General features: G+C 67.9%; 12 protein-coding genes. 7 read left to right on the top strand and 5 right to left on the bottom strand.

Annotation, left to right across the window (positions count from 1 at the left end; all coding sequences use genetic code 11):
• The first annotated feature begins 5 nt into the window (after positions 1–5).
• Positions 6–1,091, top strand: coding sequence for an inositol-3-phosphate synthase (locus B0F77_RS33090; protein ID WP_086666955.1), 1,086 nt, complete (start codon positions 6–8; stop codon positions 1,089–1,091).
• Between the two features lie 36 nt (positions 1,092–1,127).
• On the opposite strand, the gene B0F77_RS33085 is transcribed toward B0F77_RS33090, so the two are convergent.
• From B0F77_RS33085 to B0F77_RS33075, 3 genes are all read right to left on the bottom strand, one after another.
• A complete protein-coding gene (locus B0F77_RS33085; RefSeq protein ID WP_086666954.1) occupies positions 1,128–1,862 on the bottom strand; it encodes an SDR family NAD(P)-dependent oxidoreductase in 735 nt (244 codons plus the stop codon).
• Between the two features lie 66 nt (positions 1,863–1,928).
• On the bottom strand, positions 1,929–2,618 hold the full coding sequence (locus B0F77_RS33080; protein WP_086666953.1) for a ComF family protein: 690 nt from the start codon (positions 2,616–2,618) through the stop codon (positions 1,929–1,931).
• A gap of 1 nt (position 2,619) precedes the next feature.
• The gene (locus B0F77_RS33075; protein WP_086666952.1) at positions 2,620–3,513 is read right to left on the bottom strand and encodes a DNA-processing protein DprA; all 894 of its coding nucleotides are present in this window, start codon (positions 3,511–3,513) and stop codon (positions 2,620–2,622) included.
• A gap of 100 nt (positions 3,514–3,613) precedes the next feature.
• Between B0F77_RS33075 and B0F77_RS33070 the strand changes: the two genes are divergently transcribed.
• Positions 3,614–4,195: a hypothetical protein gene (locus tag B0F77_RS33070; protein ID WP_086666951.1), complete on the top strand. Its 582-nt coding sequence runs from the start codon at positions 3,614–3,616 to the stop codon at positions 4,193–4,195.
• On the opposite strand, the gene B0F77_RS33065 is transcribed toward B0F77_RS33070, so the two are convergent.
• The gene (locus B0F77_RS33065) at positions 4,144–4,773 is read right to left on the bottom strand and encodes an HAD family hydrolase (RefSeq protein ID WP_086666973.1); all 630 of its coding nucleotides are present in this window, start codon (positions 4,771–4,773) and stop codon (positions 4,144–4,146) included. The two genes, B0F77_RS33070 and B0F77_RS33065, sit on opposite strands and share 52 nt — an antisense overlap.
• Positions 4,774–4,840: 67 nt before the next feature.
• Between B0F77_RS33065 and B0F77_RS33060 the strand changes: the two genes are divergently transcribed.
• The 4 genes from B0F77_RS33060 to B0F77_RS33045 all read left to right on the top strand — a co-directional run bounded on the left by B0F77_RS33060 (position 4,841) and on the right by B0F77_RS33045 (position 11,062).
• Positions 4,841–6,007 carry an MFS transporter gene (locus B0F77_RS33060; RefSeq protein ID WP_086666950.1) on the top strand — a complete coding sequence of 389 codons (1,167 nt, stop codon included), beginning with the start codon at positions 4,841–4,843 and terminating at the stop codon, positions 6,005–6,007.
• 56 nt (positions 6,008–6,063) lie between these two features.
• Positions 6,064–8,085 carry a PhoX family protein gene (locus tag B0F77_RS33055; RefSeq protein ID WP_211294169.1) on the top strand — a complete coding sequence of 674 codons (2,022 nt, stop codon included), beginning with the start codon at positions 6,064–6,066 and terminating at the stop codon, positions 8,083–8,085.
• A gap of 159 nt (positions 8,086–8,244) precedes the next feature.
• Positions 8,245–10,314, top strand: a complete 2,070-nt coding sequence (locus B0F77_RS33050) for a PhoX family protein (RefSeq protein ID WP_086666949.1) — start codon at positions 8,245–8,247, stop codon at positions 10,312–10,314.
• A gap of 229 nt (positions 10,315–10,543) precedes the next feature.
• Entirely contained in the window at positions 10,544–11,062 is a 519-nt protein-coding gene (locus B0F77_RS33045) for a DUF3455 domain-containing protein (RefSeq protein WP_245848951.1), read from the top strand.
• Here the strand turns inward: B0F77_RS33045 and B0F77_RS33040 are convergent.
• On the bottom strand, positions 11,035–12,210 hold the full coding sequence (locus B0F77_RS33040; protein WP_086666948.1) for an MFS transporter: 1,176 nt from the start codon (positions 12,208–12,210) through the stop codon (positions 11,035–11,037). The two genes, B0F77_RS33045 and B0F77_RS33040, sit on opposite strands and share 28 nt — an antisense overlap.
• A gap of 14 nt (positions 12,211–12,224) precedes the next feature.
• Between B0F77_RS33040 and B0F77_RS33035 the strand changes: the two genes are divergently transcribed.
• Positions 12,225–12,902, top strand: a complete 678-nt coding sequence (locus B0F77_RS33035; protein ID WP_086666947.1) for an SDR family oxidoreductase — start codon at positions 12,225–12,227, stop codon at positions 12,900–12,902.
• The last annotated feature ends 515 nt before the right edge of the window (positions 12,903–13,417 follow it).

Raw genomic sequence — 13,417 nt, 5'->3', positions numbered from 1 at the left:
CGGCAATGGGCGAAAACCGCCGCACCGTTCGAGTGGCCATCGTCGGGGTTGGCAACTGCGCGGCGTCGCTGGTGCAGGGCGTCCACTACTACCGGGACGCCGACCCGAGCACCCGCGTGCCCGGCCTCATGCACGTGCAGTTCGGTGACTACCACGTGCGCGATGTCGAGTTCGTCGCAGCGTTCGACGTGGATGCGAAGAAGGTCGGTGTCGACCTCGCAGAGGCCATCGGGGCCAGCGAGAACAACACCATCAAGATCGCGGACGTGCCGCCGCTGGGCGTCGTCGTGCAGCGCGGGCACACCTACGACGGTCTCGGCCGCTTCTACCGCGAGACGATCGAGGAGTCCGACTTCGAGCCGGTCGACGTCGTCGCGGCGCTGCGCGAGGCCGAGGTCGACGTGCTGGTGTCGTACCTGCCGGTGGGTTCGGAAGAGGCCGACCGCTTCTACGCCCAGTGCGCCATCGACGCCGGTGTGGCGTTCGTCAACGCCCTGCCGGTCTTCATCGCGTCGGACCCGGAGTGGGCGGAGAAGTTCCGCGCGGCCGGCGTCCCGATCGTCGGTGACGACATCAAGTCCCAGGTCGGCGCCACCATCACGCACCGCGTGCTGGCGAAGCTGTTCGAGGACCGGGGCGTCCAGCTCGACCGCACCATGCAGCTGAACGTGGGCGGCAACATGGACTTCCTGAACATGAAGGAGCTGGAGCGCCTGGAGTCCAAGAAGGTCTCCAAGACGCAGGCCGTCACGTCCCAGGTGGACCGCGAGATGGGCAAGCGCAACGTCCACATCGGCCCGTCGGACTACGTGGCGTGGCTCGACGACCGCAAGTGGGCCTACGTGCGTCTCGAGGGCCGCGCGTTCGGCGACGTGCCGCTGAACCTCGAGTACAAGCTGGAGGTCTGGGACTCCCCGAACTCCGCGGGCATCATCATCGACGCGGTCCGCGCGGCGAAGATCGCCCTCGACCGGGGCATCGGCGGCCCGATCCTGTCGGCGTCGTCCTACTTCATGAAGTCCCCGCCCGTGCAGTACTCGGACTCCGAGGCCCACGAGGCCGTCGAGAAGTTCATCCGCGGCGAGGTGTGACGTCGTGGGGGCCGTGGCGACACGGCCCCCACTTCCTCAGCGCTTCGAGAGCCGCAGCTTCTGCCAGCTGCCGTCCGCGGTCCACCCGCCGTCGACGGGCAGCGCCACCCCGTTGATGTACCGGGCGTTGTCACCGGCCAGGAACCGCACGGCCTGCGCGATGTCGTCGGGCACGGCGAACCTCGCCGCCGGCACGTGGTCCGTGATGTCCTCGTCGACGTAGTACCCGCCGGCCTGCGACTCGACGTCCATCTCGGTCTTGACCCAGCCGGGACACACCGCGTTGACCCGGATTCCCCGGCCACCCCACTCGACCGCGAGCGTCCGGGTGAGCCCGATCAGCCCGTGCTTGGTCGTGTTGTACGCCGCCCGGTCGGCCACACCCTGCAGCCCGGCGACGGACGCGATGTTGACGACGCTGCCGCTGCCCTGCTGAAGCATGATCCTGCCCAGCGCCTGGGTCAGCAGGAACGGCCCGGTCAGGTTGACCGCCATGACCCGCTCCCACTGCTCGAGAGTGGTGTCCTCGAACGGCACGATGCCGGCGATCCCCGCGTTGTTGACCAACACGTCGACCCGTCCGTAGGTGTCCGCGACGTGGTCGGTCAGGCGCTGGACGTCCGCGGCGCTGGCGACGTTGCCGACGATCCCGTCCTTGCTCTCCTGCAGGTCGAAGCCGACGACGGCGAACCCGTCCTCGCGCAGCACGTCCGCGATCCGCAGGCCCATGCCCTGCGCCGTGCCGGTGACCACAGCAACTCGTTGCGTCATACGCGCGAGGCTATGGACAGATCGGGCGCAGCGGGAGTCACCTGCCCCCGGTTCTGGTGCTCAGCATCAGACCTGCTGGCAGAGAGTGCAGACGTCCCAGTCGTACGTGCCGGAAGGCTCCGTGTCGACCCGCCGCCCGATGACCAGTCCTGCGACTTGCGCCGCTCCGGCCCGGCGGAGAGCGATTGCCGATGACTGCAGACTCGCGCCCGATGTCCACTGGTCGTCGATGAGCAGCACGCGCTTGCCCGCGACGTCCGCCTGGACGGTGTACTCGTCGGGCCGCAGCCGGCGGGTGTTCGTGCTCGACGTGGTGAGCGCCTCGGCAAAGCGAGATCGGGTGATGTTGAGGCGTCGGCTGAGGATGTCGATCAACGGGAGGGTGCTCGCGCGTTGACGTGTGCTCGGCACGACCGTCACGAGGTCGAACTCGCCTAGGCACTGACGGTGCTTCGCCAGAAAGGTTGCGAGCACGTATGCCAACTCGTCGGTGAACTGCTTGCGCATCTCCGGGCGCTCGCCGTACTTGTACTTCGCCAGCACGTGGGCGAGCTGCCCACCTTTGCCCGCCATCGAGATGATCACGACGAGGTCGGCCAACTCCGCGCCGAACTCGCGGAAGTGGATGTTGCACTGCGAGCAACGCAGGTATCCGTCAGTGGGTCGCCAGCACGTGGTGCACACGCTCGGCCCGCGGGCCGGCGGCGGAACGAGGATGTTCAGGTACCGCTCGAGGATGCGGCTGAGCGGACTCACGTCACAGGTCGATCAGGTCCGGGACTCCGGCACGCAGCTCGTCCAGCACGTGCAGCAGGTGGTCCGGGCCTTCCAACACGGTCGTGTTCGGTCGCTGTGCCATCTCCCGGCCCCACGTCGTGCCGGAGGCGACCTCGGGCAGCAGGAAGACGTGCCTGCCCTGTTCCAGGGCAAGCCGCGCCTGGATCCGGGTGCCGCTGTGCTCACCCGCTTCCACGACGACGGTCGCGATGCTGCAGCCGCTCATCACGGCGTTGCGCATCGGGAAGTGGTGCTTCGCGGGACCGGCGTCCGGCCAGAACTGCGAGAGCACCGCTCCCGTCCTGGCGATCTCGTGCTGCAGATCCGCGTTCTCCGCCGGGTAGCAGCGGCGCAGGCCCGTGCCGATCACGGACACCGTTCGCCCGCCGGCGTCCACAACGGCTCGATGCGCCGCGGTGTCGATGCCCGCGGCGAGGCCGCTGAAGACCGTGATGTCGTGCTTGGTCAGTGTTGTGGCGATCTCACGCGTGATGTGCAGCCCACGCGCACTCGCGTTCCTGCTGCCGACGACGGCGACGCCGAACTGGTCCGCGGGGTCGAGAAAACCCCTGCAGGTCAGGAAAGGCGGGCGCTGGTGAACCATGAGGAGCTGGACCGGGTACTGCTCGTCGAGCACGGTGACGAGGTGGATTCCCTCGGCGGCCCAGGACTCGATCTCCTTCTCGGCCAGTTCGAGCCTGCTCGCGACGTCCGGAGCGACGTGGTCCAGGGTGGGCTGGTCGGGAGTGAGCAGTGATTCCAGCACCGAGAGGGCGGAACCGGCCTCCTCGACGGCGCTGGTGACGTCGGCCCAGCCGCGCTCGCTGTCGCGCAGTGCGAGCAGCAACGCCGCCTGTTCACGCCGGTTCACCACGGTGACATCCTATCGAACACAGGTTCGACACGCTGGGCCGAATCGCCTGAAAGTGGGCGAGTCTAGTCGGAATAATGGTGATCAACGCTAGGTTCGGGCGGTGCGCACGCTGCTCGTCGCCCTCCCCGGCCTGATCCTCGCCGGCATCGGCTTCACTCACCCGCACCACCTCGACGCGTCGACCGCGCAGTGGTGGCAGAACATGCACATCATCCTGGCGGTGATCTTCCCGCTTCTCGGTGCCGCGCAATGGGTCCTGCTCGAAGACAGCCCGAAGTACGTGCGCTACCCCGCCAGGATCGTCTCGTTCGGCTACGTCGTCTTCTACGGCGCACTCGACGCGTTGGCCGGTATCGGCGGCGGGGCGATGACCCTGGCCAACGGCGGCCGCAGCGACGCCGACGCGCCGCTCTTCAGGATCGGCAACCAGCTCGGAACCGTTGGCGCGTGGTGCTTTTTCGCGGTCAGCATTGCGATCGCGGTGTGCGCGTTGCTCAAGTACAAGCTCAAGGCGATCCCCGGTGCCGCCTTCCTTCTCGTGGGCAGCTTCCTGTTCCTCGACAGCCACATCTACTGGCCGAAGGGCGTCATCGCCTGCACCTGCATCGCGCTCGGAATGGCGGCGACCAGTTACGTCAGCGCGTCCGGCAGGTCAGTGATCGAGGACAGCACGCGCACCTGAGCGAGCACGTCCTCCGCGGGCGGGAAGTGCGGGTTCGGCACGGCGAGGACGGTCATCCCCGCGGCCAGCGCGGCGCGCAGCCCGTTCGTCGAATCCTCCACGGCACAACAAGAAGCGGCCTCGACCCCGAGCCGTGACGCTGCCAGCAGGTAGACGTCCGGCGACGGCTTGCCCGCGGCGCACTCCTCCGACGACACGGCGACGGGCACCGGCAGCCCGGTCACGTCCAGGAACACCTTGATCAGCACGGCCGGCGCGGAAGACGCGATCGCGACCGGGAACCGCTCGGCCACCGCGCGAACCGTCTCCACCGCGCCCGGAATCACCGGCAGGTGGGCTGCGTACGCCTTCTCCATCTCCGCGATCACACCGGCGGAAGCCTCCTCGGCGGACAGCTGAACGCCCACGGCCGACACCAGGTAGGCGCCCCACTCCGGCGTCGACATGCCCTGCATGGCGCGAGTCGCCTCTGGAGTCCACACGCCACCGTGCGACAAGGCGAAGTCCTGGCGCACCTCGTCCCACACCTGCTCGGAGTCGATCAGCACGCCGTCGAGGTCGAAGATCACCGCATCCACGAGCAGCACCGTACCCTGTGGCGCACGATACTTCGCGATGCTAACCAAAAAAGGTTAGGATGGCGAAGTGAATTTCAAGGCTCAGCCCAAGCAGGTGTGGATCACAGCGTTCGCCGCGGTCATCGCCTTCATGGGGATCGGGCTCGTGGACCCGATCCTGTTGTCCATCGCGGAGGGTCTGCACGCAACACCCGCGCAGGTCACCCTCCTCTTCTCCTCCTACCTCGGTGTTCAGGTCGTGGCGATGCTCTTCACGGGCGCCGCGACGGCGAGGTTCGGGGCCAAGCGCACGCTCGTCGGCGGGCTCGCGCTGATCGTCATCGCCACGCTGGCGTGCTCGGCGGCAGGGAGCATCGGCCAACTCGTGGGGCTGCGGGCCGTCTGGGGGCTCGGCAACGCGTTCTTCATCGCGACCGCGCTCAGCGTCATCGTCGGCGCGGCCAGCGGCGGGCAGAAGGCGGCGATTCTGCTCTACGAGGCCGCGCTCGGTCTCGGCCTGAGCGTCGGGCCGCTGCTCGGCGCCCTGCTCGGCAGCATCTCCTGGCGCGGACCGTTCCTCGGCACCGCGATCCTGATGGCCGTGGCGTTGATCCTTTGTGCAACGTTCCTGGCCAAGGACTCGCACCAGGAACGTCCGAAGATCAGCGTGCTCGACCCGCTCAAGGCCCTCAGGCGCCCCGTTCTGCTGCGCACCTCGATCGGCGCCGCGCTGTACACGGCCGCGTTCTTCACGGTGCTCGCCTGGTCGCCGTTCGTGCTGCGGTGGGGTGCCGTCGAGATCGGCCTGATCTTCTTCGGCTGGGGCGTGTGCGTCGCGGTCTCCAGCGTCTTCCTCGCGCCACGGCTCGCGGACCGCGTCGGCGAGAAGGCCGCGATCATCGGGTCCGTGCTCGCGTTCGCCGTGTTGATGCTGCTGATGGCGGTGCCCAGCAAGCCGCTGCTGGTGGTAGCGGTGATCGTCAGCGGCCTGGTCTCCGGCCTGTTGAACACGCTGTTCACCGGTACCGCGATGAGCGTCAGCGACGCGCCGCGGCCGGTCGCGAGCGCCGGGTACAACTTCCTGCGCTGGCTCGGCGGTGCGCTGGCGGCGACGTTCGTGAGCCACCTCGCCCAGCCGTTCGTCGTCGCGGCCGTCCTCTGTGCCGTCGCGGCGGTGCTGCTGACGTTCAACCGAACTGATACGCGCGAGGTACCTACGGAAGTCGTGATCGCGAGCGAGCAGCTAGTCGGTTAACGGACGGTGAACTACGGTCGGTTCCGGTTCCCGAACCGACCGTAGGAGGCCACCACATGATCCCTCTGCCACTCGTCAACCACCGTGTCGGCAGAGCAGCGGTGACATGCGAGTATCGCTGCGGGGACGCGTGCTTCCACGACGTCCCGAACACATCTGAGAACCCCTACTTCGGTGATCTCGTCAGCCGCCGCACCGCGCTCAAGGCCGGTGCCGTGGTCGCTGCCGCCGCGACGGTCGCACTGCCCGCGACCGCCGCTGCCGCTGAGCCAGAGGCCCAGGGCCACCGCCCGCCGAAGGGACTCGACTTCAAGCCCGTCGAGGTGAACACCAAGGACGAGGTCGTCATCCCCGAGGGGTACGAACAGGGAATCGTGATCCGCTGGGGCGACCCGCTCTTCCCCGGTGTCCCGGAGTTCGACTTCGACAACCAGACCGCCGCGAAGCAGGAGAAGCAGTTCGGCTTCAACTGCGACTTCGCCGCCATCCTGCCGCTGGACCCGTTGGAACTGACCGGGATCATGGTCACCAACCACGAGTACACCAGCGAGCCGTTCATGTTCAGCGGCTACAGCGCCGCGAACCCCACCGAGGAACAGGTGAAGATCGCCTGGGCCGCGCACGGCCTCTCGGTGTTCATGATCAAGCGCTCGCTGTTCTCCGGCCACTACCGGCCGAGGTTCAGCAAGTACAACCGCCGCATCACGCTGAACACGCCGTTCGAGGTGCGCGGGCCGGCCGCGGGCAGCGACCTGTTGAAGACCTCCGTCGACCCGACCGGCAAGAAGGTCTTCGGCACGATCAACAACTGCTCCGGCGGCGTCACGCCGTGGGGCACGATCCTGTCCGGCGAGGAGAACTTCAACCAGTACTTCGCCAACGCCGCCGGCCGCAACGACCCGAGGCTCACCCGCTACGGCGTCACCGGCACCGCGACCACGCGCAAGTGGGAGCGCTTCGACAAGCGCTGGGACCTCGCGCAGGAACCCAACGAGGTCAACAGGTTCGGCTGGATCATCGAGCTGGATCCCAACGACCCGGACTCGACGCCGATCAAGCACACGCACCTCGGCCGGTTCAAGCACGAGACCGCGAACATCCGCGTCGCCGACGACGGCCGCGTCGTCGCGTACTCCGGTGACGACGAGCGGTTCGAGTACATCTACAAGTTCATCTCGAACGGCAAGATGAAGCACGGCAACAGCAAGGCCGCGCGCCGCCACAACATGACGTTGCTCGACGACGGCACGCTCTACGTCGCGCGCTTCAAGGGCGACAGCCCGGCGAGCGAGATCGACGGCACCGGAAAGCTGCCCAGCGACGGGAAGTTCGACGGCACCGGCGAGTGGATCCCGCTGGCGGCCGGCATGAAGTCGTTCGTGCCGGGCATGACCGCAGAAGAGGTCTACGTCTTCACGCGCATCGCGGCGGACAAGGTCGGCGCGACCAAGATGGACCGTCCCGAGGACATCCAGTGCCACCCGCGCACCGGCACGGTCTACTGCGCGCTCAGCAACAACGTCGAGCGCGGCGTCACCGCGGGCAAGGAAGGCCCGACCGAGCCGAACCCGCGCATCAACAACCGGCACGGGCAGGTGCTGGAGCTGACCGAACGCCGCGGCGACGCGCTCGCGCTCACGTTCGGCTGGGACCTGTTCCTGGTCTGCGGCTTCCCGGACGACCCGAACACCTACTTCGGCGGCTACGACAAGTCGCAGGTCAGCCCGATCTCCAGTCCGGACAACGTGGCATTTGACCGGTACGGGAACCTGTGGATCTCCACCGACGCCGACGGCAAGCTGGACGGGCTGAACGACGGCCTCTACGGCGTGCCGCTGGAAGGGCCGGAACGCGGGCACCTCAAGCTGTTCCTCACGGTGCCGCGCGGCGGCGAGACCTGCGGCCCGGTGATCGGCGAGCGGGTGATCACCGTGTGCGTCCAGCACCCCGGTGAGGTGGACGGCGCGAGTGCCGACAAGCCCGCTTCCAACTGGCCGGATCGGGGCACCTCGCGGCCGCGTCCGTCGGTCGTCGCGGTGTGGCGCAAGGGCCGCCGTCAGCTGGGTGAAATCGGTTGATCACGCTGCGTGCCGTGATCGTTAGGGCGTAGTACGAGTTCGCCTGCCGTTCATCTGCTGGACGGCAGGCGATCTCGTTGGGCTCTTAGGTTCGGCCAGTTCCCACACTGACCGATCTCGGAGGCCTGCGTGTCCTCATCCACTGACCGGGGCCGCCGCATGCTGCCCCTGCTCCCGACGAACCACCCGCTCGGGCGTCAGGCCGTCACCTGCGAGTTCCGCTGCGGCAACGCGTGTGCGCACGAGGCGCCCAACTCGTCGCGGAACGCGTACTTCGGCGACGTCGTCAAGGAGGTCGTGAGCCGCCGCGGCATGCTGAAGGCGGGCGCGGTCGTCGCGGTCGCGGGCGCCGGTGCGCTCGCCCTGTCCGGTACGGCCGCTGCCGCTCCGGTGAACGTGGACGTCGACCTCGACCTGAACCTGGGCCGCGGCAACAACAACGACGGACTCAACTTCGAGCCGGTGGCGCCCAACACCCTCGACCAGATCGCGGTGCCGAAGGGTTTCCAGCAGGACGTCGTGATCCGCTGGGGCGACCCGGTGCTGCCGGACGCGCCGAAGTTCGACTTCGACAACCAGACGCCAGAGGCGCAGGCCAAGCAGTTCGGCTTCAACAACGACTTCTGCGGCCTCGTCCCGGTGCCCGGTTACCACGACAGCTGGCTCATGGTGAGCAACCACGAGTACACGAGCGAGTCGTTCATGTTCAAGGACTGGGCGCCGGACAAGATCACCGAGAAGCACGCCAAGATCGCGTGGGAAGCGCACGGCCTGTCGGTCGTGATGGTCGACCGCGACCCCCGCACCGGCAAGCTCTTCGTCTGCCCGGACGACATGGAGAAGTACAACCGCCGGATCACGCTGACCACGCCGTTCGAGGTGCGTGGCCCCGCCGCCGGTTCGAAGTACCTCAAGACCTCCGCCGACCCGACCGGCAAGACGGTGCTGGGCACGCAGAACAACTGCTCCGGTGGCGTCACGCCGTGGGGCACGATCCTGTCCGGCGAGGAGAACTTCAACCAGTACTTCGCCAACGCGAGCCAGGTGACCGACCCGGACACGAAGGCCAAGCTCGCCCGCTACGGCATGAGCGGCGGCGCGTCGACGCGCAAGTGGGAGAAGTTCGACAAGCGTTTCGACCTGTCCCAGGAACCGAACGAAGCCAACAGGTTCGGCTGGATCGTGGAGATCGACCCGCTCGACCCGAAGTCGACGCCGGTCAAGCACACCGCGCTCGGCCGCTTCAAGCACGAGGGCGCGAACGTCATCGTCGCCAAGGACGGCCGTGTCGTCGCGTACATGGGTGACGACGAGCGCTTCGACTACATGTACAAGTTCGTCACGGACGAGCGCTACATGAAGGGCAACTCGAAGCGCGCCCGCGAGCACAACAAGCGCTTGCTGGACAAGGGCACGCTCTACGTCGCCAAGTTCACCGGCGACAGCCCTGCCGCCGAGATCACCGGTGACGGCACGCTGCCCAAGGACGGCGAGTTCGACGGCAGCGGCGAGTGGATCGCGCTGGCGCACAACGACAAGTCGTTCGTGCCGGGCTTCACCGCCGAAGAGGTCTACGTTTTCACGCGGCTGGCCGCGGACAAGATGGGCGCCACGAAGATGGACCGCCCGGAGGACGTCGAGCCCTCGCTGCACAACCGCCGGATCTACGCCGCGCTGACGAACAACACCGACCGCGGCAAGGCGGGCAAGGAAGGCCCCACCGAGGTCGCGCCGCGCGTCAACAACAAGCACGGCCACATCCTCGAGATCGAGGAGCGCCGCAGCGACAACACGGCGACCACGTTCTCGTGGAAGCTGCTGCTGCTCTGCGGTGACCCGAAGGACCCCGGCACGTACTTCGGCGGCTTCGACAAGTCGCAGGTCAGCCCGATCTCGTGCCCGGACAACGTCGCGTTCGACTCGCACGGCAACCTGTGGATCTCCACGGACGGCAACGCCCTGGGATCCAACGACGGTCTGTTCGCGGTGCCCGTCGCCGGCAAGCGCCGCGGCCAGGTGAAGCAGTTCCTCACCGTGCCCATCGGGGCGGAGACCTGTGGCCCGGTCGTCACCGAGGACTTCGTGCTGGTGTCCGTGCAGCACCCCGGTGAGATCGACGGCGCTTCGGCGAACAACCCGCTCTCGCACTGGCCGGACGGTGGCACCTCGCAGCCGCGTCCGTCCGTCGCGGTGGTGTGGCGCAAGGACCGTCGCAAGATCTGCGACTGATCCGGTCGCTCGGCTCACTCAGCCAGCCGACGGGAACGTCCACATTGGCTGTCTACTTTGGAGTGAGCTTCGGCTTCCTCACGCACCGCACTCACCGTCTCACTTGGTGGAGTCGTTTGAACCGGTGCGGTCACCAGGCCGTAGGCCCTGGTGGCTGCACCGCTCGAACGAGAGACACGTCGCACTGTCTGTCCACTAGGAGTGAGTGATGAAGCACGCTGGTTTCGTTTTGATCTCTGCAACTCTGCTCGGGATCGCCGTGGGAGGCGTCGGCTCCACCGCCGCGCCGACGCCCGCGGCCATGGACACCTCGGAGGCGCGCGTCGCACCCGCGGTCCAGGTGCCACCCGGCAACAAGCTCGTCGCCAAGTTCTACGCCAAGGGTGTGCAGACCTACACCTGCACAACAGGCGCCTGGAAGGGCCTGGAACCCGCCGCCACCCTGGCGGACCGCCTCGGCCGTGCGGTCGCCCTGCACACGCGCGGCCCGATCTGGGTGTCCACCGTCGACGGCAGCGCGGTCGAGGCCGCCCCGGTCGACGGCGCCCGCAACGAGGTGCCAGGAGCGGTTCCGGAGCTCCTGCTGAAGGCCAAGTCGACCAGGGGCGCCGGCACGTTCGCCGGCGTCAGCTACGTGCAGCGCCTCGCCACCAAGGGCGGCCTCGCACCGGCAGGCGGTTGCACCGAAGGCGCCCAGACGTCCGTGCACTACGAGGCGCTCTACACCTTCTCCGTCCCCGCCCTCTGAACCAGGGCGACCACCGCCGCGCTGACCATCGTGATGCCGACGACCCAGAGGCCGGTCTTCTGGGTCCCGGTCAGGTCGCGCAGCCATCCGGTCACGTAAGGAGCGACGAACCCGCTCACGTTGCCCAGTGAGTTGATCAACGCGATCCCGCCCGCCGCAGCGGTGCCGCCCAGGAAGCTGGTGGGAAGCGCCCAGAACGTGGGCAGGGCGGCACAGACGCCGATCGCGCACACGCTCACCGCGACCATCGCGGCGATCGGGTTGTCGAGGTGGAGCGCCACCGGAATCGCCGCCCCACCCAGCAACATCGGTGCGGCGACGTGCCACTTCCGTTCTCCGGTGCGGTCGCCGTGCCTGGCCCAAAGGATCATGGCGACCGCGCCGAGGGCGTACGGGATCGCGTTGATCAGCCCGCGCTCGACGACGTTCGCTCCCGGCGCGAGCCCCTTGATGATCGTCGGCAGGAAGAACCCCAGCGTGTACAGCCCGTACACGATCCCGAAGTACACGAAGCTCAACGCCAGAACCCGCGGGTGCGTCAGGGCCTTCCTGAGCGGCCAGTGCTCCTTCTGCGGTTCCTCGATCGCTTCTTCCGGCTTGTCCGGCAACCAGAACCACGTCACGAACGCCAACGAGATCGCCGGCAGCCCCTCGATCAGGAACATCGTGCGCCAGTCGGTCCACTGGATGAGCAACCCGCTGAACGTGGCCCCGAGTGCCGTCGAGATCGGCACCGCCACCATGAACAGCGCGACGATCCGCGCCCGCTCCTTCTCCGGGTACCAGTACGTCAGGTACAGGATGATCCCGGGGAAGAACCCGGCCTCCGCCACGCCGAGCAGGAACCGCAGGACGATCAGCACGGTCCCGTTGGGCACGAACGCCATGGCCGTGGCCACGATCCCCCAGCTGATCATGATCCGGGCGATCCACCGCCGCGCCCCGAACCGGTGCAACGCCAGGTTGCTGGGCACCTCGAGGATCAGGTACCCGATGAAGAACACCCCCGACGCGAACCCGAACACCGTCGCCGAGAGCTTCAGCTCCTCCGACATGCCGTTGGGCCCGGCGAACCCGATGTTGACCCGGTCGAGGTAGTTGATGAAGTAGAGCAGGCACAGATACGGGAGGATGAGCTTCTTCGGCACGTTATGTTGCCCCCATGAGTGATCGTCCGGTCGCCCTCGTCACCGGGGCATCCAGCGGAATCGGCTCGGCCATCGCCCGCAGTCTGGCCCCAACTCACGATCTTCTGCTAGGTGGACGCGACGAAACGTCCCTGTCCGTGCTGGCAGCGGAACTCCCCGGAGCACAGCCGTGGCCGTTCGACCTCACGAACGTCGCCTCAGCCGACCTGGGTGCCGTCGCGCGCCTCGACGTGATCGTCCACAGCGCCGGCATCGCCCTCCTGGGCCCGCTGTCCGAGGCCTCCCAGGACGACTGGCGCCGCACGTTCGACGTGAACGTCTTCGCGGTGGCCGAACTGACCAACCTGGTACTGCCTCAACTCCGCGCCGCGTCGGGCCACGTGGTGCTCATCAACTCGGGCGCCGGCCTGAACGCGAACCCGGGCTGGGGCGTGTACGCGGCGTCGAAGTTCGCGCTGCGGGCCTACGCCGACGCACTGCGCGGCGACGAGCCGACGTTGCGCGTGACCACGGTCTACCCCGGCCGCACCGCCACGCCGATGCAGGAGGACGTGCGACGCCAGGAGGGCGGCGAGTACGACCCGTCGAAGTACATCGACCCGGCCTCGGTGGGGCGCGCCGTGGCGTCGGCCGTGCTGGCGACGCCCGACGCCCACATCACCGAGATCAACGTGCGGGCGCGCCCGCGCTGAGTTGTCCACAGGCCCATCAACACCCTGTGGTTAGCAGGTGACGGACGGTAAAATCGAAATTGGGGGAACCCGGTGCGCATCTGCTGCTGCGCACCACCAACGGCCGTTAGGCGCTCCGCAAGCGGGCCGCCACCGCAGTCGTGCGCGTCTGTGTCTCACGGCGGTTGACCAGGGCTTCCCCGCGACGTGGTCGCTGCCGACCTGCCTCCAGAGCGCAGCTGCTGCGCGCCGCACACGACCCCTATGCGCTCTGCAGGCGAGCGGTCATGCCCGTCTGTGTCTTACGCGGGTTGACCGGGGCTGACTTCCCCGGACGTTGGTCGGCGCTGACCTGCCCCCGGCGCGCTGCTGCTGCGCGCCCCCAACGGCCGTTAGGCGCTCCGCAGTCGGGCGGCCACGGTGGCCACGCTCGCCTACGTCTCACGCCGGTTGACCAGGGCTGCCCGTGACGTCGTCACCGCCGACCTGCCCCGGCGCGCGTCTGCTGCTGCGCGCCACCAACGGCCGTTAGGCGC

It is taken from the genome of Lentzea kentuckyensis (assembly GCF_002150765.1).
Lineage (GTDB): Bacteria > Actinomycetota > Actinomycetes > Mycobacteriales > Pseudonocardiaceae > Lentzea > Lentzea kentuckyensis.
Note: the sequence above shows the minus strand (reverse complement) of the source record. Positions and strands in the feature narration are given on the sequence as shown.